This window comes from Planobispora rosea (assembly GCF_014648175.1).
In the GTDB taxonomy this organism is placed as follows: domain Bacteria; phylum Actinomycetota; class Actinomycetes; order Streptosporangiales; family Streptosporangiaceae; genus Planobispora; species Planobispora rosea.
In genome coordinates, this window is the sequence record NZ_BMQP01000023.1 from 95,262 (window position 1) to 115,958 (window position 20,697).

15 protein-coding genes are annotated in these 20,697 nt (G+C 72.9%); 7 read left to right on the forward strand and 8 right to left on the reverse strand.

Features of this window, described 5'->3' with window-relative positions; genetic code table 11:
* Positions 1 to 19 precede the first annotated feature (19 nt).
* From IEZ08_RS22750 to IEZ08_RS22765, 4 genes are all read left to right on the forward strand, one after another.
* Positions 20 to 673 carry an AMIN-like domain-containing (lipo)protein gene (locus IEZ08_RS22750; protein ID WP_189242847.1) on the forward strand — a complete coding sequence of 218 codons (654 nt, stop codon included), beginning with the start codon at positions 20 to 22 and terminating at the stop codon, positions 671 to 673.
* Between the two features lie 33 nt (positions 674 to 706).
* Positions 707 to 1,060: a cupin domain-containing protein gene (locus IEZ08_RS22755; protein WP_189242848.1), complete on the forward strand. Its 354-nt coding sequence runs from the start codon at positions 707 to 709 to the stop codon at positions 1,058 to 1,060.
* Positions 1,061 to 1,155: 95 nt separating this feature from the next.
* The gene (locus IEZ08_RS22760; protein ID WP_068921331.1) at positions 1,156 to 2,235 is read left to right on the forward strand and encodes an adenosine deaminase; all 1,080 of its coding nucleotides are present in this window, start codon (positions 1,156 to 1,158) and stop codon (positions 2,233 to 2,235) included.
* A 49-nt stretch (positions 2,236 to 2,284) separates the two neighbouring features.
* The gene (locus IEZ08_RS22765; protein WP_068921332.1) at positions 2,285 to 2,977 is read left to right on the forward strand and encodes a PH domain-containing protein; all 693 of its coding nucleotides are present in this window, start codon (positions 2,285 to 2,287) and stop codon (positions 2,975 to 2,977) included.
* 65 nt (positions 2,978 to 3,042) lie between these two features.
* On the opposite strand, the gene IEZ08_RS22770 is transcribed toward IEZ08_RS22765, so the two are convergent.
* From IEZ08_RS22770 to IEZ08_RS22785, 4 genes are all read right to left on the reverse strand, one after another.
* A complete protein-coding gene (locus IEZ08_RS22770; protein WP_229803416.1) occupies positions 3,043 to 4,455 on the reverse strand; it encodes an ATP-binding protein in 1,413 nt (470 codons plus the stop codon).
* Positions 4,456 to 4,592: 137 nt separating this feature from the next.
* Entirely contained in the window at positions 4,593 to 6,272 is a 1,680-nt protein-coding gene (locus IEZ08_RS22775; protein WP_068921333.1) for a phospho-sugar mutase, read from the reverse strand.
* Positions 6,273 to 6,283: 11 nt separating this feature from the next.
* Positions 6,284 to 7,087 carry a purine-nucleoside phosphorylase gene (locus IEZ08_RS22780; RefSeq protein ID WP_068921334.1) on the reverse strand — a complete coding sequence of 268 codons (804 nt, stop codon included), beginning with the start codon at positions 7,085 to 7,087 and terminating at the stop codon, positions 6,284 to 6,286.
* A 90-nt stretch (positions 7,088 to 7,177) separates the two neighbouring features.
* Positions 7,178 to 7,642: a gamma-glutamylcyclotransferase family protein gene (locus tag IEZ08_RS22785; protein WP_068928377.1), complete on the reverse strand. Its 465-nt coding sequence runs from the start codon at positions 7,640 to 7,642 to the stop codon at positions 7,178 to 7,180.
* A 113-nt stretch (positions 7,643 to 7,755) separates the two neighbouring features.
* Between IEZ08_RS22785 and IEZ08_RS22790 the strand changes: the two genes are divergently transcribed.
* Positions 7,756 to 9,150 (forward strand): NAD(P)H-quinone dehydrogenase, encoded by a 1,395-nt coding sequence (locus tag IEZ08_RS22790; RefSeq protein ID WP_068921335.1) that lies wholly within the window; start codon positions 7,756 to 7,758, stop codon positions 9,148 to 9,150.
* Positions 9,151 to 9,186: 36 nt separating this feature from the next.
* On the opposite strand, the gene IEZ08_RS22795 is transcribed toward IEZ08_RS22790, so the two are convergent.
* The 4 genes from IEZ08_RS22795 to IEZ08_RS22810 form a co-directional block, all read right to left on the reverse strand.
* Positions 9,187 to 10,893, reverse strand: a complete 1,707-nt coding sequence (locus tag IEZ08_RS22795) for a histidine kinase N-terminal 7TM domain-containing diguanylate cyclase (protein ID WP_068921336.1) — start codon at positions 10,891 to 10,893, stop codon at positions 9,187 to 9,189.
* A gap of 73 nt (positions 10,894 to 10,966) precedes the next feature.
* The gene (locus IEZ08_RS22800) at positions 10,967 to 12,613 is read right to left on the reverse strand and encodes an alpha/beta fold hydrolase (protein WP_189242850.1); all 1,647 of its coding nucleotides are present in this window, start codon (positions 12,611 to 12,613) and stop codon (positions 10,967 to 10,969) included.
* Positions 12,614 to 12,775: 162 nt separating this feature from the next.
* Positions 12,776 to 14,014: a pentapeptide repeat-containing protein gene (locus tag IEZ08_RS22805; protein ID WP_189242851.1), complete on the reverse strand. Its 1,239-nt coding sequence runs from the start codon at positions 14,012 to 14,014 to the stop codon at positions 12,776 to 12,778.
* A 77-nt stretch (positions 14,015 to 14,091) separates the two neighbouring features.
* Positions 14,092 to 15,984 (reverse strand): beta-galactosidase, encoded by a 1,893-nt coding sequence (locus tag IEZ08_RS22810; RefSeq protein ID WP_189242852.1) that lies wholly within the window; start codon positions 15,982 to 15,984, stop codon positions 14,092 to 14,094.
* 40 nt (positions 15,985 to 16,024) lie between these two features.
* Here IEZ08_RS22810 and IEZ08_RS40320 point away from each other — a divergent pair, with 40 nt between their 5' ends.
* Together IEZ08_RS40320 and IEZ08_RS22820 are read left to right on the forward strand one after the other, a co-directional pair.
* Positions 16,025 to 18,313: a glycosyl hydrolase family 95 catalytic domain-containing protein gene (locus IEZ08_RS40320; protein WP_189242853.1), complete on the forward strand. Its 2,289-nt coding sequence runs from the start codon at positions 16,025 to 16,027 to the stop codon at positions 18,311 to 18,313.
* 14 nt (positions 18,314 to 18,327) lie between these two features.
* Positions 18,328 to 20,682 (forward strand): TIM-barrel domain-containing protein, encoded by a 2,355-nt coding sequence (locus tag IEZ08_RS22820; RefSeq protein ID WP_068921340.1) that lies wholly within the window; start codon positions 18,328 to 18,330, stop codon positions 20,680 to 20,682.
* Positions 20,683 to 20,697 lie beyond the last annotated feature (15 nt).

The following is a 20,697-nucleotide window of genomic DNA, read 5'->3' on the forward strand; positions in this document are numbered from 1 at the left end:
ACCAGGTAGGAGGCATACGATGAACCGTTCCCGCGCCGCTCTCTCCCTGGTCGTCCCGCTCGTCCTGCTGGCCGGGTGCGGCAGCGGGACGAGCCAGGCCGTTCCCTCGGACGCCCCGCCCGCGGCGGTCACCGGGACGGTGCCCCCGCGGGACGACTCCCCGTCGCGGGCCCCGGCCGGCTCTCCGCCCGCCTCCGCCTCCCCGGCGGGGTCCGATCCGTCCGCGGCGACCCGGCTGAAGCCGCCGACGAGCACCAAGGGGGTCGAGGTCGAGCGGAGCCCCGACGCCCCGCCCCTCGTCACCGGCGTGCGGTTCGCCCGGCACCGGGGGTTCGACCGCGTGGTGGTCGACTTCAAGGGGAGCCTCCCGGGATACCGGGTCGAGTGGGTCCCCGAGCTCGTCCAGGACGGCTCCGGAGAGCCCATCGACGTCACCGGCGGCGCCTACCTCCAGGTGACGATCACCCCGGCCAACGCGCACACCGAGTCGGGCAAGCCCACCTGGACCGGCGGGCCGATCTTCCAGGCCGACCTGGGCAACGTGCGCAACGTCGTCAGGACCGGCGACTTCGAGGCCGTGGTGGGCGTCGGCATCGTGCTGGACCGCAAGGCCGGCTTCCGCGTGCTGGAGCAGAAGCAGCCGAACCGGCTGGTCATCGACGTGGCCAACTGAGACCGCCGCCGGGGCCGGTGACAGAATGGGCTGATGGTACGGAAAATCGACAGCGCGACACGGATCCCGGTCCCCGGCGGCAAGGTCATCGAGGAGTACGTCGGCCGGGTCAACAGCGGTGACGCGCAGATCTCGATCGCGCACATGAAGGCCCCGGCCGGATGGGACGAGCCCGCCCAGACGCCGCAGTTCGCCGAGTACACCCTGGTGCTGGCGGGCACGGTTGTGGTGGAGCACGCGGAGGGAAGCACCGAGGTCCACGCCGGGCAGGCGTTCGTGAGCGAGCCCGGGGAGAAGGTCCGTTACAGCTGCGGTCCCGAGGGCGCCGAGTACGTCGCGGTCTGCCTGCCGGCCTTCTCTCCGGAGACGGTCAACCGCGAAGAATAGTCCCCGTCCCGGGACGCCCGGCCGCCGGGCGGCTCGCGGAATCACCACATCTCACACGAGACGGCTGATCAGGCCCGGAGCAGTAGGATTACGAAATGAGTCAGCTACCCACTCTTGAGGAGATCCGCCGGGCTCCCAAGGTCTTGCTCCACGATCACCTCGACGGTGGTCTGCGGCCCGAGACCATCGTCGACCTGGCTCGCGAGACCGGCTACGACAAGCTGCCCACGACGGACCCGGGCTCCCTGCGGACCTGGTTCCAGGAGGCCTCCGACTCCGGCTCGCTGGAGCGTTACCTGGAGACCTTCGACCACACGGTCGGCGTCATGCAGACGCGCGAGTCGCTGATCCGGGTCGCCGCCGAGTGCGCCGAGGACCTCGCGGCCGACGGGGTGGTCTACGCCGAGGTGCGTTACGCACCCGAGCAGCACACCTCCGCGGGCCTGAGCCTCGAAGAGGTCATCGAGGCCGTCCTGGAGGGGTTCAGGATCGGGTCGGAGGGCCGCGGCATCCGGGTGGGCACCCTGCTGACGGCGATGCGCCACCAGGCGAGGTCCATGGAGATCGCCGAGCTCGCGGTCCGCTACCGCGACGTCGGCGTCGCCGGGTTCGACATCGCCGGGGCCGAGGCGGGTTATCCGCCCACGCGCCACCTCGACGCCTTCGAGTACCTCCAGCGGGAGAACGCCCACTTCACCATCCACGCCGGCGAGGCCTTCGGCCTGCCGTCGATCTGGCAGGCGATCCAGTGGTGCGGCGCCGACCGGCTCGGCCACGGCGTCCGGATCATCGACGACATCGCGGTGTCCGCGAACGGCGAGGCCAAGCTCGGCCGCCTGGCGGCCTACGTCCGGGACAAGCGCATCCCCCTGGAGATGTGCCCGACGTCGAACCTGCAGACCGGCGCGGCGCCGTCCATCGCCGAGCACCCGATCGGCCTGCTGCGCCGACTGAACTTCCGGGTGACGGTCAACACCGACAACCGCCTGATGAGCGCGACCACGGTCTCGGAGGAGTTCGCCAAGCTCTCGGAGGCGTTCGGCTACGGCTGGGACGACATGCAGTGGTTCACCATCAACGCGATGAAGTCGGCGTTCCTCCCGTTCGACGAGCGGCTGGCGCTCATCAACGGGGTCATCAAGCCCGGCTTCGCGCAGCTGAAGTGGCAGGGGTGAGCGAGCCCGCGCGAGCCGGGGCGGGCCGGCCGGCGGATGGGGTGATCCGGTGAAACAGGTCTTCCGGTCGAAGTTCGCACTGATCCTCGGCTGGGTGTGGGTGGCGTTCGCCGCGTTCAACGCGGTCGACCTGGTCGTCCGTTACAGCGGGCCGCCGTCGCTGGTCGCGGCGGCGGTCCTGGGGGTGCTGACGGCGGTGGTCGTCGTCACCTGCCTGCGCCCCGCGATCGTCCTCACCGAGGAGGGCGTGCTGGTCCGCAACCCATTCAGGAACGTCTCCGTCCCCTGGACGGCGGTGGACGACGTCACGGTCTCGCACGCGATCACGATCTCGTCCGGCGGCCGTGCCGTGCGGTGCTGGACGCCGCAGACCACCTCCAGGGAGCGGGCGTCGGCCGTACGGCGCGCACAGCGGCCCGCCTCCGCACGCGGGCTCGCCACCGAGCCCGTCCGGACCGCGGCGGAGCAGGCCGCGGCCGAGGCCCTGGCGGGCAGGACGCACACCGACTGGGTGGCCGAGCAGATCACCGAGCGGGCCGAGGCCGCCAAGCGTGCGGCGAGAGGTCCCGGCCGGGCATCGGGAACCCCGGCGGACGCCGGAGCCGTGCCCGGTTCCGGCCCCGGCTCCGGACCCGGGGTGGCGCCGGGTCCGGGCGCCATGCGGGTCACCTGGGCGCCGCTCGCCCTGGCCGTGCTGGGCGCCGCGATCGCCCTGGTGGTGGCGGCCGTCGTCGTCTCCTGAGAGACGTCCCGCGAGTCGCCGCCGCGGCTCCCCGGCCGTTCCGCGTCAGGCGTCGACGTCAGGCGTCAGGCGTCACGGGGGCGCCAGGCCGCCACGAGGTCCTCGGGGGTGACCAGGGTCACCTCCGCGGTCGCCGAGCCGCTCCGGGAGACGGCGAACAGGGGGACCCCGGCGTCGGCGCCCGGCAGCTTGGACCGGCGGACGATGAGCGCGTCCAGGTCGCGCCGGTCGAACGGCCGGTCCTCCCGCCACGCGACCGCGCCGGTCATGGTGATCCTCTCGCCGACCGGCTCGCGGTCCGTCCCGACGACGTCGATCTCCGGGCCGCCGGCGCGGGTCCAGTAGCCGCCGACCGCCCCGGTCCCGCGCGGCAGTCCGTCCATCCGCCGCAGGGACTCCCGGACCAGGGGCACCACGGCGGCGCTCCGCCACGCCTCCCACGACCGGAGCACGCGGGTCAGGGCCAGGTCGCCCCGGCCCCGCTCGATCTCCGGGAGCCGGGGACCGGCGAAGGCGAGCCAGAACCACAGGTGCGTGTCCGCGAGCCGGTAGCGGGTCTCGCGCGAGGGCCGGACGGACAGGGGCAGCTCGGCGACGAGGAGGCGCCGCTCCACCAGGGACTGCAACGCGCGGTTGAGCGAGGCCCTGGGCACCTCGGGTACGGCGCGGCCGATCGCGGAGTGGGTGCGCGCCCCCGAGGCGACGGCCTCCAGGACGGTCCGGGCCTGCGTGTCCGGCGCCAGCTCCGCGGAGAGGGCGCGTTCGCCGGTCACCAGCAGCGCGGACGCCGGGTCGGCCAGGGCCGGGCGGAGGTGGTCCCGGACGGCGAGGCCCCGGGGCCAGCGCGCGCAGATCATCGGCAGGCCGCCGGAGACCAGGTGGGCGTCGACGGCCTCGGCCGCGGGCAGCTCCAGGACCGAGGCCAGATCGGCGGGCGTGAGCGGGTGGAGCACCATCTCGGCGGCCCGCATGTAGAAAGGCCTGCCGGGCTGGTTGACCGCCTCCATCGTCGCGGCGTCCGACCCGACGAGGATGAGCAGGACGGGGCGGCGGGACAGTTCCCGGGCGAACACCAGCTGCAGGACGCCTTCGACGCCGGGGTCGCTCGCGAGCAGGCTGGGGAACTCGTCCACGACGATGACGCCGGGGGAGTCCCGGGGGACGGCCTCCGCCACGAGCCGCAGCGCCTCCTCCCAGGACCCGGCCGTCCGGCCGGCGAGAGACGGGGCGCCGGGCAGCGTGGAGGCGGCAGCCGCCTCCAGGAACTCCCGGCGTTGCCGGTCCGGCGACCCGGGGATGACGGAGTAGAACAGGTGCGGCACGTCCGACCGCCGGACGAACTCCTCCACCAGCCTGGACTTGCCGACGCGGCGGCGGCCCCGCAGCAGGACGGCCCGTCCCGGCCGGCCGCCCCGCCCGCCCGACTCCACCCGGGCCAGGGCCCGCTGGAGTCTCTCCAGCTCAGGGGCCCTTTCCAAGAAACGGTCCATCGCCCTCCAACAGTCTCATCCATGAGACTGTCAGCCGCGAGACCATCACGGATGAAACCATCGGTCGTGGTTGTCCCATGCTTGGGACGGTCCGGACCGGGCCCCTCCGGCGCGGGAACCGTCCCTCAGACGCCCTGGAGGTCCAGCGCGGCCGCCAGATCCAGCTTCAACGCCTCCAGGTCCCGTACGGCACGCGCCCGCGCGTCGGCGACGTCACCGGTCACCGGGACCACGACCTCCAGATAGCACTTGAGCTTGGGCTCGGTGCCCGAGGGCCGGACCACGACGCGGGTGCCGCCGGACAGCAGGTAACGCAGGCCGTCGGTGGGCGGCAGGCCCCCCGCGCCGAGGCTCAGGTCCTCTGCCGACTCGACCTTCCGCCCGCCCAGCTCCGCCGGCGGGGCGGCGCGCAGGCGGGCCATGGCGCCGGCGATCAGGGAGAGGTCGCTCACCCGGACCGAGAGCTGGGAGGTGGCGTGCAGGCCGTACCGGCGGGCCTGGTCGTCGAGGAGGTCGAGCAGGGTGCGGCCGTCCCGCTTGGCCCCGGCGGCGATGCCGGCGACGGTGAGGGCCGCGCCGATGCCGTCCTTGTCGTGGACGGGCAGGCCCGCGTCCGAGCCGACGCTGTAGCCCAGGGCCTCCTCGTAGCCGTAGACCAGGCGGGCCCCGGCCCCACCGTGCCCGTCCGGCCCGGAACCCGCCTTCATGATCCACTTGAAGCCGGTGAGGGTCTCGGCGTAGCGCACGCCGTACTCGGCGGCGATCCTGCCGAGCAGGGACGACGAGACGATGGTGGTGGCCACCAGGCGCTCGCCGGAGGTGTGCCGGATCACGTGCTCGCCCAGCAGGGCGCCGACCTCGTCACCGGTGAGCATCCGGTGGCCGCCCCCGGGCAGCGGCACGCCCACCGCGCAGCGGTCCGCGTCCGGGTCGTTGGCCAGGACCAGGTCCGCGCCGATCCGTCCGGCCAGCTCCAGCGCGAGGTCCATCGCGCCGGGCTCCTCGGGATTGGGGAAGGCGACGGTCGGGAAATCCGGGTCCGGGGCGGCCTGGGCCTCGACCACCTCGGGGGCGTCGAATCCGGCGGCGCGGAAGGCGGCGGCGAGCGTGGCGCCGCCGACGCCGTGCAGCGGGGTGTAGGCCACCCGCAGGTCGCGGGCGTCACCGAGCGGGAGGGCGGTCACCGCCTCCAGGTAGGCCGCCGTGATCTCCTCGCCCAGCTCGGTCCAGGCGGGATCGTCCGGCGAGCCGAGGGGCAGCTCCGAGACCGGGCCGACGGCGTCGATGGCCGTGGAGATCTCCACGTCGATCGGCGGCACGATCTGGGAGCCGTCGCCCCAGTAGACCTTGTAACCGTTGTCGCGGGGCGGGTTGTGGCTGGCGGTGACGGTCACGCCCGCGTCCGCCCCCAGGTGGCGGACGGCGAAGGCGAGCACGGGGGTGGGCAGCGGCGCGGGCAGCACCGAGGCGCGCAGCCCCGCGCCGGTGAGCACGGCGGCGGTGTCGCGGGCGAAGACGTCGGAGTTGTGCCGCGCGTCGTAGCCGATGACGACGTGCCGCCCCGGGCCGAGGACCGCGGCCAGGCCGGCGGCGGCGCGCATGACGGTGACCCGGTTCATCCGGTTGGGACCGGCGCCGAGCTCACCGCGGAGCCCCGCCGTGCCGAACTCCAGCTTGGCCCGGAACCGGTCGCGCAGCGCCGCCTCGTCGCCGCCGGACAGGAGTGCCTCCAGCTCGCCCCGGGTCTCCGGGTCCGGGTCCTGGTCCAGCCAGGCCCGCGCGAGCCGTACGAGATCGCTGCTCATGATCGCTCCGCCTACAGCTTGTTGACGACCTGGGCGAGGAGGGCGCCCATCCGGGTGGCCGTGGCGCGGCCGACCTCCAGCACCTCCTGGTGGTTCAGCGGCTCGCCGACCAGACCGGCCCCGGGGTTGGTGACCAGGGAGATGCCGAGGACCTCCGCCCCGCCCTCGCGGGCCGCGACGGCCTCCAGCACGGTGGACATGCCGACCATGTCGCCGCCGATGGTCCGGCACATCTGGATCTCGGCCGGGGTCTCGTAGGTCGGGCCGCGGAAGGCGATGTAGACGCCCTCGGCCATGGCCGGCTCCACCTCGCGGACCAGGGCGCGCAACCGCCGCGAGTAGACCTCGGTGAGGTCGATGAAGGTGGCCCCGGTGAGCGGGTTGGCGCCGGTCAGGTTGATGTGGTCGCTGATCAGGATCGCCTCGCCGACCTTCTGGGTCTCCGGGCGCAGGCCGCCTGCGGCGTTGGTCAGCACGACCGTGCCCACTCCCGCCTTGATCGCGGTCCGTACCCCGTGCACGACCGGCTCGACCCCCCGCCCCTCGTACAGGTGGGTGCGGCCGAGGAAGATCAGCGCGTTCTTGCCGGAACCGGTCCGCACGGCACGGATCCGGCCCGCGTGACCGGCCACGGCGGCGGGCGTGAAACCGGGCAGGTCGGTCACCGGGATCTCGGCGACGGTCTCGCCGAGCGCGTCGGCGGCCGGGACCCAGCCCGATCCCATCACCAGCGCGACATCGAAGGAATCGATCCCGGTCGCGCCCTTCAGCGCGACCGCGGCGTCCGTGGCGAGTGCATATGGGTCATTGGTCATCCCACCGAGATTACTCGCCGGGGCCTGCGGATCACGCCAGGGACAGGCCCCGATCCGGGTTCTTGACCGGGTCCCGGCCCCGGCCCGGGCTCAGTCGAGGCCCTGCCCGCCCAGGGACGTGCAGGGGCGGATGCGCAGGGCCTTGACGTAGTCGTCGGGGGCTCCGGCGCTCTCGGCGGCGTCGGCCAGGGTGCCGAGGTAGAGCGCCGAGGGCAGGCCGCCCTCGTAGCCGTCGAGCACGTAGAACCAGGCCACGATCTCGCCGTCCAGGGTCTGCACCCGCAGGCGCACCTTGTGGTAGAGCCCGCGCGTGGCGGCCTCCCACTGGTCCAGGGAGGTCTCGTCCCACTCGGGGACGTCGTAGAGGACGACGAAGACCTCCTCGGCGGGGTCCTCGACGATGGTGGCGAGCGCGCCTCCCCAGCCGAGGTCGTCCCCGCCGAACGTCAGGCGCCAGCCCTGGAGCCATCCCGTCCCCCGCATGGGGGAGTGCGGGGCCCGCTGGGCCATCAGCTTGGGGTCCATGTTGCTGCCGTAGGCGGCGTAGACAGGCACGGCATCCAAGCCTAATCCACGATCAACCGAAAACTCACCCGTCGGCCGAGATCACGGGTGTGTTCCACGGGACCTGGCGGCGGACCGCTCCCGGGATGCGGGACAATGGGGTAGTGACAAGGATCGTGATCATCGGTGGCGGGCCCGGCGGATACGAGGCGGCGCTGGTGGCCGCGCAACTCGGTGCACAGGTCACCGTGGTCGAGCGGGAAGGCCCCGGCGGGGCCTGCGTGCTCACCGACTGCGTGCCCTCCAAGACCCTGATCGCGACCTCCGTGCGCAAACAGGCGCTGCTGGACGCCGCCACCCTGGGCCTGCACTACTCCGGAGGCCCCGACGGCGACGCCGGGACCCCCGTCGCCGACCTGCCGCTGGTGAACCGGCGGGTGAAGGAGCTGGCGCAGGCGCAGTCCGCCGACATCGCGGCGCGGCTCGCCGCCGAGGGCGTCGAGGTGGTCCGGGCTCCCGGGCGGCTGGTGGACCCGCAGGTGGTCCGGGCGGGCGACCGGACGATCCGGGCCGACGTGGTCATCGTGGCCACCGGCGCGACCCCGCGCATCCTGCCGGCCGCCGAGCCCGACGGGGAGCGCATCCTCACCTGGCGGCAGATGTACGACCTGGAGGAGCTGCCCGAGCACCTCATCGTGGTCGGCTCCGGCGTCACCGGCGCCGAGTTCGCCGGCGCCTACCGTTCGCTGGGTTCCGAGGTCACCCTGGTCTCCTCGCGTGACCGGATGATGCCGAACGAGGACGCCGACGCCGCCGAGGTCCTGGAGGAGGTCTACCGGCGCCGCGGGATGAACGTCATGGGCCGCTCCCGCGCCGAGTCGGTCAAGCGCACCCCCCACGGCGTGGTCGTCACCCTGGAGGACGGCCGTACCGCCGAGGGCAGCCACTGCCTGATGACCGTCGGCATGGTCCCCAACACCGCCGGGATCGGCCTGGAGGAGGCCGGGGTCACCCTCGACCGGGGCGGGTTCGTCCAGGTGGACAAGGTCTCCCGCACCTCCGCGCCCGGCGTCTACGCGGCCGGTGACTGCACCGGTGTGCTGATGCTCGCCTCGGTCGCCGCCATGCAGGGCCGCATCGCCGTCTGGCACGCCCTGGGCGAGGCCGTGCAGCCGCTCCGCCTGGCCACCGTCGCCTCCAACATCTTCACCGACCCCGAGATCGCCGCCGTGGGCATCGCGCAGAAGGCGATCGAGTCCGGGGAGATCGACGCCAACGTGGTCAAGCTCCCGCTCGCCACGAACGCCCGCGCGAAGATGCAGGGCTTCCACGACGGCTTCGTGAAGCTGTTCTGCCGCCCGCACACCGGCATCATCCTGGGCGGCGTCGTGGTCGCCCCGCGCGCCTCCGAGCTGATCCTGGCCGTCTCGGTGGCCGTGCAGCAGCGTCTCACCGTGGACCAGCTCGCCCACACCTTCGCGGTCTACCCGTCCCTGTCGGGCTCCATCACCGAGGCCGCCCGCCGGCTCATGCAGCCGATGACGCCCACCGGCATCTGACGCGTCCGTCCCCGGTGCCCGCCGCCGGGCGCCGGGTCACGCCGTCCGGCGCTCGTCCGCCCCGAACGGGACGACGGTGCCGCCGGGGGCGGGCGTCACGGCCTGCTCGACGCGGTCGCGGCCCAGCCCCTTGGCGGCGTAGAGGGCCTCGTCGGCGCTGTCGACCAGCTCGGTGACGGTCCGGACGGCGGGGAAGGTCGCGAAGCCGATGCTGACCGTGACCGAGAGCCGGTGCTCACCGGCCCGGGTCCGGGCCTCCGCCACCGCCTCGCGGATCTCGTTCAGGCGGGTACGGGCCGCCTCGGCGCTCATGCCGGGCAGGACGATCACGAACTCCTCCCCGCCCATCCGGGCGACGATGTCGTCGTGCCGGACGCCGGCGCTGAGCGCCTGGCCGACGCGGATCAGGACGGCGTCGCCGGCGGCGTGGCCGTAGGTGTCGTTGACCTGCTTGAAGTGGTCGATGTCGACGACGGCCAGGCTCAGCGGGGCGCCGGAGGCGACGGCCCCGTCCAGCATGTCCGGCAGCGTGTCCATCAGGTACCTGCGGTTGTACAGGCCGGTCAGCGCGTCCCGGAGAACCTGCTCGCGCAGGAGCGCGTTGGCCGCCTCGATCTCCCGGCGGAGCCGGTTGGCCTCGGTGACGTCGTGCGCCGCCAGGGCCCAGCCGATGCAGCCGCCCCTGCGGTCGTGCAGCGGGCTGATCCGCAGGTGCAGGTCGAGGCCGCTGCCGCCCACGTCGAGCAGGGACTGTTCGGTCTGGGCCGTCTCCCGCAGCGGCAGGTCCGCGCCGAACACCTCGGTGATCGACGATCCGGTGAAGGACGCCCGCGGCTCGGCGGCGGAGGGCTGCGTTCCGCCGTCGGAGGCCCGAGGTCCGGCGTGGGACGCCTGAGGTTCGGCGTGGGAGGCCCGAGGTCCGGCGGGCGGGTGCGCCGCGGCCGGGCGGATCCGCTCCACCAGCCGGCGGGCGGCGGGGTTGTGGTCCAGGACCCGGCCGTGCTGGTCGGTCACGATGACCGCGTCGGAGAGCGTGTCGAACACCTGCTGGCGTGCCACCGGGATCTGCTCGGGCAGGGTCGGGTGCGCCACCATCCGGTAGGCGATGATCACCGTGATGGCGAACCCGACGGACGTCATGTCCGAGTACTGGTTCTCCAGCGGGAGGCCGACCAGGTTGATCAGCATCGGCGGCAGCGCGGTGGTGAGCGTCCAGTTGTAGATCCAGCGCTGCTCGCGCGGGACCCGGCGCCGGGCCCGGGCCACCCGGACCAGGGAGATGAGCACCAGGACGTAGCCGTAGACGACGTGCGGCCAGTAGAGCGGTCCGAGCTGGAGGATGAGCTCGCCCTGCCAGGCCCCTCTGGCGACTCCGGGGATGAACAACCGGTGCCACGGGTTGGTGGCGAGCAGGACGATCAAGGTCGTGGGCTCGATCAGGAGCGGCGCCACCGTGCGCCACGAGACCCGCCAGGCGCGGTCGGCCACCGTCGCCGCCAGGCAGAAGAACCCGGCGGTGACGACGGACTCCGCCGGGAGCAGGACGCTGCCCCACAGCAGCGCCTTGCCGGGGTCGCCGACCAGGAAGGAGATCACATCGGAGATCGCCCACAGCGCGACACCCGCGGAGAAGAACGACAGCAGGCCGAACAGCGGTGCCTGGCGCCGCCGGGCCCAGCCCATGGCGGCCACGGAGGCGGCGATCATGGCGGACAGGCCGAACAGCGGAACCACCAGGAGCATGATGTCTCCGTCCCCCTCCGTTGCCCACAGCTGACAACGGGTCACATCGGCAGCGCGCCGGCGGAGCTGAGCGTTACGGGCGGCGCAGGGGGACCGAGACGTACGAGGGGTTCCCCGCCGGGGAGGAGAAGGTGAGCCTGGCCCCGTCCGGGTTGTGCTCGATGTAGAGCGAGTCGACGGTGTCGACGACCAGGGCCAGCCGGTGACCGGCGGGGACGTCGTAGGCCGTGGAGAACAGCTCCAGGTGGACGGGGAACGGCCTGCCGGGGCGCTTGCCGTGGAAGGTGAACGGCGCGTGGGTGATCAGTTTCCCCCTGCCGAGCGGGCCGACGTCGTAGAGGTGGGCGATGACCGTGCCGCGGGCCCGGGTGCTCGTCACCGTGGTGCGCAGCGTGACCGTGCCGCGCACGCGCTGCCTGCCCGGGTACGGCCGCGACTGCCAGACGGCGGTGTGGGCGCGCGGGAGCAGGGGGACCGCGACCTCCGGCGGGGCCTTGGCGAACTGGTCGAGGGCGCTGGAGAGGAAGATCAGCCCGCCGTTCGCCCCCGAGTCGAGGCCGGCGGAGATCCGCCGGGTGCCGGCGAGTGGGATCTTCCGGGTCCCGGACGGTACGGCCCGCCAGCTGGGATACCCCTCGCCGCGGCCGCCGGTGCGAGGCGTGAGCCGTACGGGCTGCTCCCGGTCGATGCCGTTGTCCGCGCCCTTGAGATGGTGGTCGAGCCAGCGGCGGCAGTTCCGCCACACGTCGTTCGGGAGCCCCAGCAGGCCGGTCGCCTCGGGGGTCGCGTGGTCGCCCGGGCGGAGCTCCAGGCGTTTGGGGACGGTGAGCCTGTCGTAGAAGTCGGCGTACTGGTTGGGCGGGAAGATCGAGTCGCCCCAGGCGTTGCCCAGCATGATCGCGGCGCCGTTGGCGTTGATCCTGGACACGTAGGTGCTGGGAGAGCGCTTCCGCCCCCACGCGATCATCTCGGACTCCCGGCTCAGGTCCGAGGTGAAGAAGGCCTCCATGTACCGCTGGAGGTCCGCGCTGGGGCGGCCGGTGAGGTAACCGCTGCCGACGAGGAGGGCCGAGGCCTGGGAGTGCTGGGTCCGTCCGCTGTAGATGGAGTCGACGAGGTCCGCCCAGCCGCTCATCGCGACGACGGCCTTGATGCGGCGGTCGAAGGCGGAGGCGAGCAGGCTGATGCCGGCGCCGTAGGAGATGCCCGCCATGCCGATCTTCCGGGGGTCGGCGGGCGTGTGCCGCAGCGCCCAGTCGATGACCTTCGAGGCGTCGGCGACGTCCCGCGGACCGGCGACCTCGATCCTCCCGCCGGACTGCCAGAAACCGCGCGAGTTGTAACTCACCACGACGTAACCGGCGGAGGCCAGTTTCTGCGCCTGGACGAGATACTCGACCTGCGGCACGGACCAGCTGGTGGGCAGGACGACGAGGGGAAGGCGGCGCCCGCCGTCCCGGCCGCCGGGGGCGACGACGTTGGCCGCGAGCTTCGTGCCGCCGTGGCCGGAGATGGTGACGAACCGGATGGAGGGCGCGGTCGCGCCGGAGGCCGTCCCGGAGGATTCGGCGGTGACGGCGGTGGTGTGAGCGGCGGGGGTCGCAGGACCGGCGGCGTGGGCGGGGGCGGTTCCGGCGAGCACCACCGCCGAGGCGGTGACGACGGCGGTGATGGCGGTGATGGCGGTGGAGGCGCGTGGCGGGGTGCGGGAGTGGTTCACGGGCCGTCTCCTCACGTCCTTGCCGGCCGATGGCGGCCGGTACGCGTGCGGGAAAAGTGACCCGACGGTATCCCGCGGTGTTACCGCTGGTAACGGAGGAAGAAGTTACGTATGGGTAACAATCCTCGGACCCCCGGTGAGCTGGGGCGCCACACGGGGACTTCAGCGCACCCGGGCGCGCAGGCGGGTCAGCGCGTTCCTGCCGTCCTGGATGGCCCGCGCCACACCGTGCAGCTCCTGCTCGCGCCTGGCCATGACCAGGGCGTTCTTGGCGGCCTCGTAGGCGTCGATGGCCAGCCGCCAGTCCTGGTCGGCCGTCATGCCGCTGTGCCCGCTGACCTGGAACTCGTAGTCGAGCTGGTCGATCTCCTCGCCGAGCCGGGTGATGTCCTCCTCGGCGCCGCGCCGCATGAGGGCGAACCGCGCCTGCCCCCTGGCCCGCCGCTGGGCGCTGACGCCCCAGGCCACCACGGTGAGCGCCAGGCCCACCGCGCTGAGCACGACCATGACGAGCCCCACGGAGAAGCCGCCCTTCTCGTCCGGCAGATCGGCCGACGCGGGCTCGGTTCCGGGGTCCGTCCCGGCCGGCGACGGGTCCGGCAGCTCGGGCAGCTCGATGCCCTTCGGGCTGCCCTTGGCGCCCGCCAGGTTCGCGTCGTCGGCCTGGGTGAAGTCGGCGTCCTGGACCGTCGCCCCGGTGAAGTCGACCCCGTCCAGCTCCGCCTGGGTGAACACGACCTCGGTCAGGTCGGCGTCCTTGAACGTGGCGTTCTGCAGGTTCGCCTGGCCCATCTTGGCCTCGTGGAGCTTGGCGCGGGTGAAGTCGGCCTTGCGTCCCTTGAGCTGACCGGGGGTGCTGTCGGTGAGGTCGGCGTCGATGAGCTTGGCGCTGGTGAAGTTGGCCTGGGTGAGCACGGCGCGGGTCAGGTCGGCGCCCGTCAGGTTCGCGTACGGGAACTCGGCCTGCCCCGCCTCGGCGTCGACCATGATCGCCTTGCGCAGGTCGGCGTGGTGGAAGCGCGCCTGCCCGAGGTCGGCCTCGGTGAAGTCGGCCTCGCGCAGATCGGCGTACTTCAGCGTGGCCTGGGTGAACCGGGTCCGCTTGAGCGAGGCCCCGCGCAGGACCGCCCCGGTCATGTCCTCCTGGACGAACTCGATGTCGTCCAGCTTCGCCCCCGTCAGGTCGGCGCAGCGCAGGTTGTCGGGGAGCTGGGCGCCCTTGGTGAAGTCCCGGCCCCGCAGGTCGGGACCCTCACCGGGCTTGCAGGGCCCCGCTGCGGCCTTGCCGGTCGCGGCCGGCGCCGTCGCGGCGTGGGCGGGCGCGGCGGCCAGCGCCGACAGGGCGAAGGCCGCGGTGGCCAGGGTCAGCGGGATGAACGTCAGGGGAGTGGGACGACGCACGGGTTGCCTCCTTCACGAGCAGCCCCGAGCGTGCCAGCAGATCATTTCATCCGGCTGGACACTGACTTGAACGTCGGCTACATCGTCTCGGACGGGGGGATCGCCGGGGAGCCACCGGGAATCCCGACCACCGCGTAGCCTCCGGGGGGCAGCAGCAGACTACCGGGGATCTCCCGTTCCTCGTCGCCGTGGTTGATGACGAACAGCCGGTCGCCGCGCCGTACCGTCTCGACCGTGACGGCGGGGCCGAGCCCGAGCAGACGGGCGTAGGCGTCGTCGTCGAGCCGGGTGGACAGGTAGAGGGCCCGGCCGTGGCGGGTGATCGCGGGGGTGCCGTCCGGGTAGCGCGCCAGGGCCTCGGCCCCCGCCAGGTGGACGTGCTCGGTCCAGACGGAGGCGGTGTCACCGGTGTCCAGGGTCACCGGGTCGCCGATCGGGTGGAACTCCTCCACCCGGATGCCGAGCAGGTCGCGCAGGGCTCCGGGGTAGCCGCCGAGCCGGATCCGCGCGTGCTCGTCGGCGATCCCGCTGAGGAAGGAGACCAGGAGGGTTCCCGGGCCGGTCTCCGCGTAGCGGCGCAGACCGGCGGCGGTCTCGTCGGAGACGAGATAGAGACTGGGGACGATCACCAGGTCGTAGGAGGACAGGTCCGCCGAGGGGTGGACCATGTCCGCGGTGACGCCGTGCCGGTAGAGCACCCGGTGCGCCTGCCGTACGGCATCCAGGTAGTTCACCTCCGTGGAGGGGAAGCCGGGCGACTGGAGCGCCCAGCCCGCCTCGGTGTCCCACAGGATCGCGGCCGTCGCGGTGACCGGCGCCTCGCAGGCCTCGGCGAGCGTGGGCAGGAGCGCGCCGAGGTCGCGGATCTCGCGGAAGATCCGCGAGTCCGGCCCGGCGTGCGGGACCATCCCGTTGTGCCAGAGCTCGGCCCCGCCCCGCGAGGCCCGCCACTGGAAGAACATCACCCCGCGCGAGCCCCGGGCGACGTGCGACAGGCTCAGCCGGGTGATCTCCCCGGGCCGCTTGGCCACCATCCGGGGGCCGGTGTAGGTCACCACCGCCTGCTCCATCAGCAGCCAGGGCCTGCCCCGCGCCCAGCCGCGCGCGAGGTCGGCGGCGAAGGCCGTCTCCTCCGGGGGGTTCTCGCCCGGGTAGTGGTCGATCGCGACGAGATCGACCTCCTGCGCCCACTTCCACTGGTCGACCGGGACCCAGTCGCCGAAGACGAAGTTCGTGGTGACGGGGACGTCGGGGGTCAGCTCACGCAGGATCGCCTTCTGCTCGCGGAAGTGGTCGAGCATCTCGTCGGAGAGGAAGCGGCGGAAGTCGAGGACCTGGGAGGGATTGGGCAGGTACTGGGTGGCGCGGGGCGGCATGACCTGCTCCCACGCCGAGTAGTGCTGGCTCCAGAACGCAGTGGTCCAGGCGTCGTTGAGCGCCTCCAGGGCGCCGTGCCGGCGCCGGAGCCAGGCGCGGAAGGCGGCGGCGACGTGGTCGCAGTGGCACCAGGTGCCGTACTCGTTGTGCACGTGCCACATGGCCAGCGCGGGGTGGTCCGCGTAGCGCTCGGCCAGCGCGCGGGCGATGCGGACGGAGGCGGCGCGGTACGGCGGGGCGGCGACGCAGTAGGTGTCGCGGCTGCCGTGGGTGAGCCGGGACCCGCCGGCGGTGACGGTGAGCGCGTCGGGATGGGCGAGGGAGAACCAGGGGGGAGGGGAGGCGGTGGGGGTGGCCAGGTTGACCCTGATCCCGCCGTCGTGGAGCAGGTCCAGGACGCGGTCCAGCCAGCCGAAGTCGTGGACGCCCTCGGCCGGTTCGAGCCGCGCCCAGGAGAACACGCCGAGACTGACCAGGTTGACCCCGGCCTCGCGCATCAGGCGGACGTCCTCGTGCCACACCTCCTCCGGCCACTGCTCGGGGTTGTAGTCCCCGCCGTAACACAACCCGTCGAGCCCTTTCGGCCAGCGCACTCTGGTTCCTTTGTTAGTACGATATCTAAACTAATTATCCATGGATCACGGATTCGTCTCAAGGCACGCGACCGGGGACTGGGAGAAGGCGCTGATCACCGGCAACGGCCGCCAGGGAGCCCTCGTCTACGGCGGTCCCGGCGGGCCGGGCGGTCTGGACCGCGGGCCGGGAGACCTGCGGGTGACGTTCTCCCACGAGCGCCTGTTCCTGCCGGTCACCGAACCGCTGCCGCCCCCGTCCACCGCCTCCGCCCTGCCCGGGCTGCGGGCGTCGCTGTACGGCGGGCGCCCGCGGGAGGCGGCCGAACGGGTCGTCGAACTCGCCGCCGGGGAACACCCCGGCTACGCGACCACCCGCTGGATCGACCCCCTCGTCCCCTCCGCCACCCTCGCCTTCGTTCCCCTCTCCGCGTCCGGGGACTACCGCAGAGCGTGTGACTTCGCGACGGGTCTGGTGACCCAGGAGTGGGGGGAGGCGCGGCAGGAGGTGTTCGTCTCCCGTCCGGCCGACGTGGTGGTGATCCGCTACTCGGGAGCCGGGGGGTCGCTGAGGCTGGCTCCGATCGAGGAGGAGCCGCCGGTTCCCATCCGGTTCGCCCGGAGCACCGGCCCAGGCCGTCTCCTCCTTGAGGCGGAGTTCACCGCGCCGTGGCCCGGGGCGATCAGGGGATACACGGTCGAGTGCCGGGTCGTCGGCGGGTCCGAGCCGCGCGCCGACGGTCTCGTGATCGACGGTGAGGCGCTCGTCCTCGCCCGGACGGTGATCCACGGCAGCGGACCGGGCCCGATCGACGAGGTCCTTCCCGATTTCGACGTCCTGCTGCGCGAGCACGCGGCCGTCCACGGCGAACTGTTCGCCCGTTCCTCCATCCGCCTGGGCCGCCGTACGGAGGCGGGGGGCGTGGGGGTCGTGGGGAGCGTGGTGCGGGTGGACGCGGAGGAGGCGGTCACACGGCTGGTCGAGGCGGGGCGGTACGCGGTGATCTGCAGTTCGGGGCAGCTGCCGCCGACCCTGCAGGGAGTGTGGAGCGGGACCTACAGCCCGCCCTGGTGCAGCGGTTTCACCCTGGACGGGAACCTGGCCTCGGCGGTGGCGGGGCTGGCGGTGACCGGGGCGCCGGAGCTGATGACGCCGGTGTTCGACCTGCTGGAGGCCAAGCTGGCGGACTTCAGGGAGAACGCCCGCAGGCTGTACGGCTGCCGCGGGATCCTGGTCCCCGCCCACATGTCGACGCACGGCCTGCACAACCACTTCGGGCCGGTCTGGTGCCTGACCTTCTGGACGGCCGGGGCGGGCTGGCTGGCCAGGCTCTACTACGACTACTACGCCCACACCGGGGACCTGGCCTTCCTCCGGGACCGGGCCTGGCCGTTCATGGTCGAGACGGCCCTGTTCTATGAGGACTTCCTGGCGGGGAACGGTGACTTCGTCCCGTCCTACTCGCCGGAGAACACTCCCGCCGGGGGCGACTCCCAGGCGTGCGTCAACGCGACGATGGACGTCGCGGTCGCCCGGGACGTGCTGCGCAACCTCGTCCACGCGGGCGGACTCCTCGGGACGGACCATGCCCGGTGGCGGCGGCTCCTGGACCGGCTCCCGGACTACCGGATCGCGCCGACCGGGGAGCTGGCCGAGTGGATCGGCGCGACGGGCTTCCGTACGGGCGACGCGGGGGGGCCCGGCGCGGACGGTCCGGCGGGTCCCGGTGCGGACAACCATGCTCACCGGCACGCCTCCCACCTGTATCCCCTCTGGTACGAGCGGGACCCGGCCTTCGCCGATCCCCGGCTGGAGGCCGCAGCGGCGCTCGCGGTCCGGCGGCGGCTGGAGTGGTGGCGGGGATCGGACAGCGACGAGATGGCGTTCGGGCTCGTCCAGCTCGGGCTGGCGGCGGCGGCGCTCGGGCTGGCCGAGGAGGCGTACGAGACGGTGACGCTGCTGGCCACCCGCTACTGGCGCGAGGAGAACCTGGTCTCCACCCACAACCGGGACGCGATCTTCAACGTGGACGTCTGCGGCGGGCTGCCCGCGGTGGTGGCCGCCATGCTCGTGCGGTCCTCGCTCCCGGCCTCCGGGTACGGCCGGCTGGACCTGCTGCCCGCCCTGCCGCGGGAGTGGCCGTACGGCGAGGCGCACGGGCTGGTCGTGCGCGGCGGCAGGGTCGAACGCCTGACCTGGGAACCGGGCCGGGCGGAGGCCGTGATCACGGCCTGGACGCCGCTCCTGGTCACCTGGGGTGCGCAGCGGGCCCGGGTGCTTCCGGGAGAGACGGTGCCATTGACGTTTGTTGGTTTGGACGCAAAACTAACTCGGGAACAGAAAGTCTGAGCGCTGGAGCCCCCATGCCCTACCGTCCCCCTCTGATCGCGCATGAGTACTTCGTCGCCGACCCGCCGGAACTGCCCGTGCGCGCGCACGGCGAGGGCGGTCTGTCTGCGCTGACCTCGGCGGAGCCGGTGGCGGCCGACGAGGCCGGAGTGACGTTGAAGGCCTCGACCTCGGCCGGTGAGACGCTGGTGGTCCAGGTGGGCGTGGCGGGCGAGGGGGTGATCCGGGTCCGGCTCGGCCAGGACGCCGACGCGCGGACCCGTTCGGCGCGGGCCATCTCCATGGTCACCCCGGGCGCCTTCGCCGGGGCGCGGGTGGAGCACCGGGGCCCGGCCGGGGACGGCGGCGGTGACGTGCTCGGGGTGAGCGTGAGCGTGAGCGGGAGCGCGCTCGGCGCGGGTGGCGGTCCGGACGGGAGCGGTGGCGCGCCCGGGACGATCCTCGTCGACGCGGGCCCGATCCGGGCGGAGATCACCCTGTCCCCGTGGCACCTGCGCTTCACCGACGCCTCCGGGGTGACGCTCCTGGAGCAGGACCCCGGCCACACCGACATCAGCGGCCGGCTGCGCACGCTCCCGTTCGGCCGCTCCCTGGCCGGCGGCGCGGTGGCCGGTTACCACGAGAGCTTCGCCGCCCCCGCCGACGAGGCGTTCACCGGCTTCGGCGAGTCCTTCACCCCGCTGAACAAGCGCGGCCAGCGGCCGCTGATGTGGAACTTCGACGCCTTCGGGGCCGAGTCCCAGCGCGCCTACAAGAACGTGCCGTTCTACCTGTCCAGCCGGGGGTACGGCGTGCTGGTCGACAGCGGGGCGCCGGTGGAGTTCGACGTCTGCCAGACCACCCACAGCTGCGTGCAGATCGTCGTCCCGGACGACCTGATCGACTACTACGTGATCGCCGGGCCGACCCCACCGGAGATCCTCGACCGGTTCGACCGGCTGACCTGCCGCCCCCTCCTCCCGCCGAAGTGGGCGTTCGGCACCTGGATCTCCTCCGGGTTCTTCGTGGACACCCAGGAGCGGGTGATGAACCGGGCGCGGACCATCCGCGAGCGCGGCATCCCGTGCGACGTGCTCCACCTGGACACCTACTGGCAGACCGACGGGCACTGGTCCGACCTGCGCTGGGACGAGGGCAACTTCCCCGACCCGGCCGGCATGCTGGCCGAGCTGAAGGAGATGGGCTTCAAGGTCTGCCTCTGGATGAACCCGTACATCTCCCACCTGAGCCCGGCCTTCCCCGCCGCCGCCGAAGCCGGATATTTCCTGAAGAAGCCGGATGGCGAGGTCTACGTGGCCGACTCCTGGCACGGCTCCTACCCGGCCTGCGGCATCGTCGACTTCACCAACCCGGACGCCGCCGAGTGGTTCCGCGGGCTGCTCCGCCCGCTGCTGGAGCAGGGCGTGCAGGTCTTCAAGACCGACTTCGCCGAGGGCGTCCCGCACGACGCCGTCGCCTTCAACGGGATGACCGGCACCGACCTGCACAACGTCTACACGCTGCTCTTCAACGACGTGGTCTCGGAGGTGACCCGCGAGGTCGCCGGGCACGGCATGGTCTGGGCGCGCTCGTCCTTCCTCGGCGGGCAGCGGCACTCGGCCCAGTGGAGCGGCGACACCTACACCGGCTATCCCGCGATGGGCAGCACGCTGCGCGGCGGCCTCGCCCACGGCCTGTCCGGCATCCCGTTCTGGAGCCACGACGCGGGCGGGTTCACCGGTCGCCCGACCGACGACCTGTACGTCCGCTGGACCCAGTTCGGCGCCCTCTCCCCGCTGCTGCGGCTGCACGGCACCACCAGTCGGGAGCCGTGGGAGTTCCCCGAGGTGGAGGCCGAGGCGGTGGCCGCGCTGAAGCTGCGCTACCGGCTCATGCCGTACCTCTACACCGCCGCCGTCGAGGCCGCCCGGACCGGCGCGCCGATGATGCGGGCCCTGTGCGTGGACTACCCGGACGACCCGGTCGCCTGGCAGGCCGACCTGGAGTACCTGCTCGGCCGCGACCTGCTGGTGGCCCCGATGATCTCGCCGGACGGGACCCGGAGGGTCTACCTCCCGGCCGGGGACTGGGTGGACCACTGGACCGGCGAGGTGCACGCGGGCGGGCGGTACGTCACGGTCTCGGCGCCGCTGGAGGAGATCCCGCTGTTCGTCCGGCACGGCGCGCTCATCCCGGTCCTCACCGAGCCCGGCGAGACCGTCGGCGACGGCCCGTTCGGGGAGATCACCCTCATCGGGTACGGCACCGCCACCGGCACCGCCGTGATCTCCGACGTCGACGGCGACACCACCGTCACCGTGACCGCCGGCGGAATCCGGGCGGACGGACCGGCGCGGATCACCGGCGTCGAGCGGGTCGGCGGCCGGTAGCCGCGCCTCCCGGCG

What these genes read in the sequence shown, in the direction of transcription:
- IEZ08_RS22775 (WP_068921333.1), bottom strand. Translation starts at nt 6,272, where the DNA reads ATGAGCAGCGATCTCGTACGGCTCGCGCGGGCCTGGCTGGACCAGGAC.
- IEZ08_RS22780 (WP_068921334.1), bottom strand. Translation starts at nt 7,087, where the DNA reads ATGACCAATGACCCATATGCACTCGCCACGGACGCCGCGGTCGCGCTG.
- IEZ08_RS22760 (WP_068921331.1), top strand. Translation starts at nt 1,156, where the DNA reads ATGAGTCAGCTACCCACTCTTGAGGAGATCCGCCGGGCTCCCAAGGTC.
- IEZ08_RS22755 (WP_189242848.1), top strand. Translation starts at nt 707, where the DNA reads ATGGTACGGAAAATCGACAGCGCGACACGGATCCCGGTCCCCGGCGGC.
- IEZ08_RS40320 (WP_189242853.1), top strand. Translation starts at nt 16,025, where the DNA reads ATGGATCACGGATTCGTCTCAAGGCACGCGACCGGGGACTGGGAGAAG.
- IEZ08_RS22820 (WP_068921340.1), top strand. Translation starts at nt 18,328, where the DNA reads ATGCCCTACCGTCCCCCTCTGATCGCGCATGAGTACTTCGTCGCCGAC.
- IEZ08_RS22795 (WP_068921336.1), bottom strand. Translation starts at nt 10,893, where the DNA reads ATGCTCCTGGTGGTTCCGCTGTTCGGCCTGTCCGCCATGATCGCCGCC.
- IEZ08_RS22750 (WP_189242847.1), top strand. Translation starts at nt 20, where the DNA reads ATGAACCGTTCCCGCGCCGCTCTCTCCCTGGTCGTCCCGCTCGTCCTG.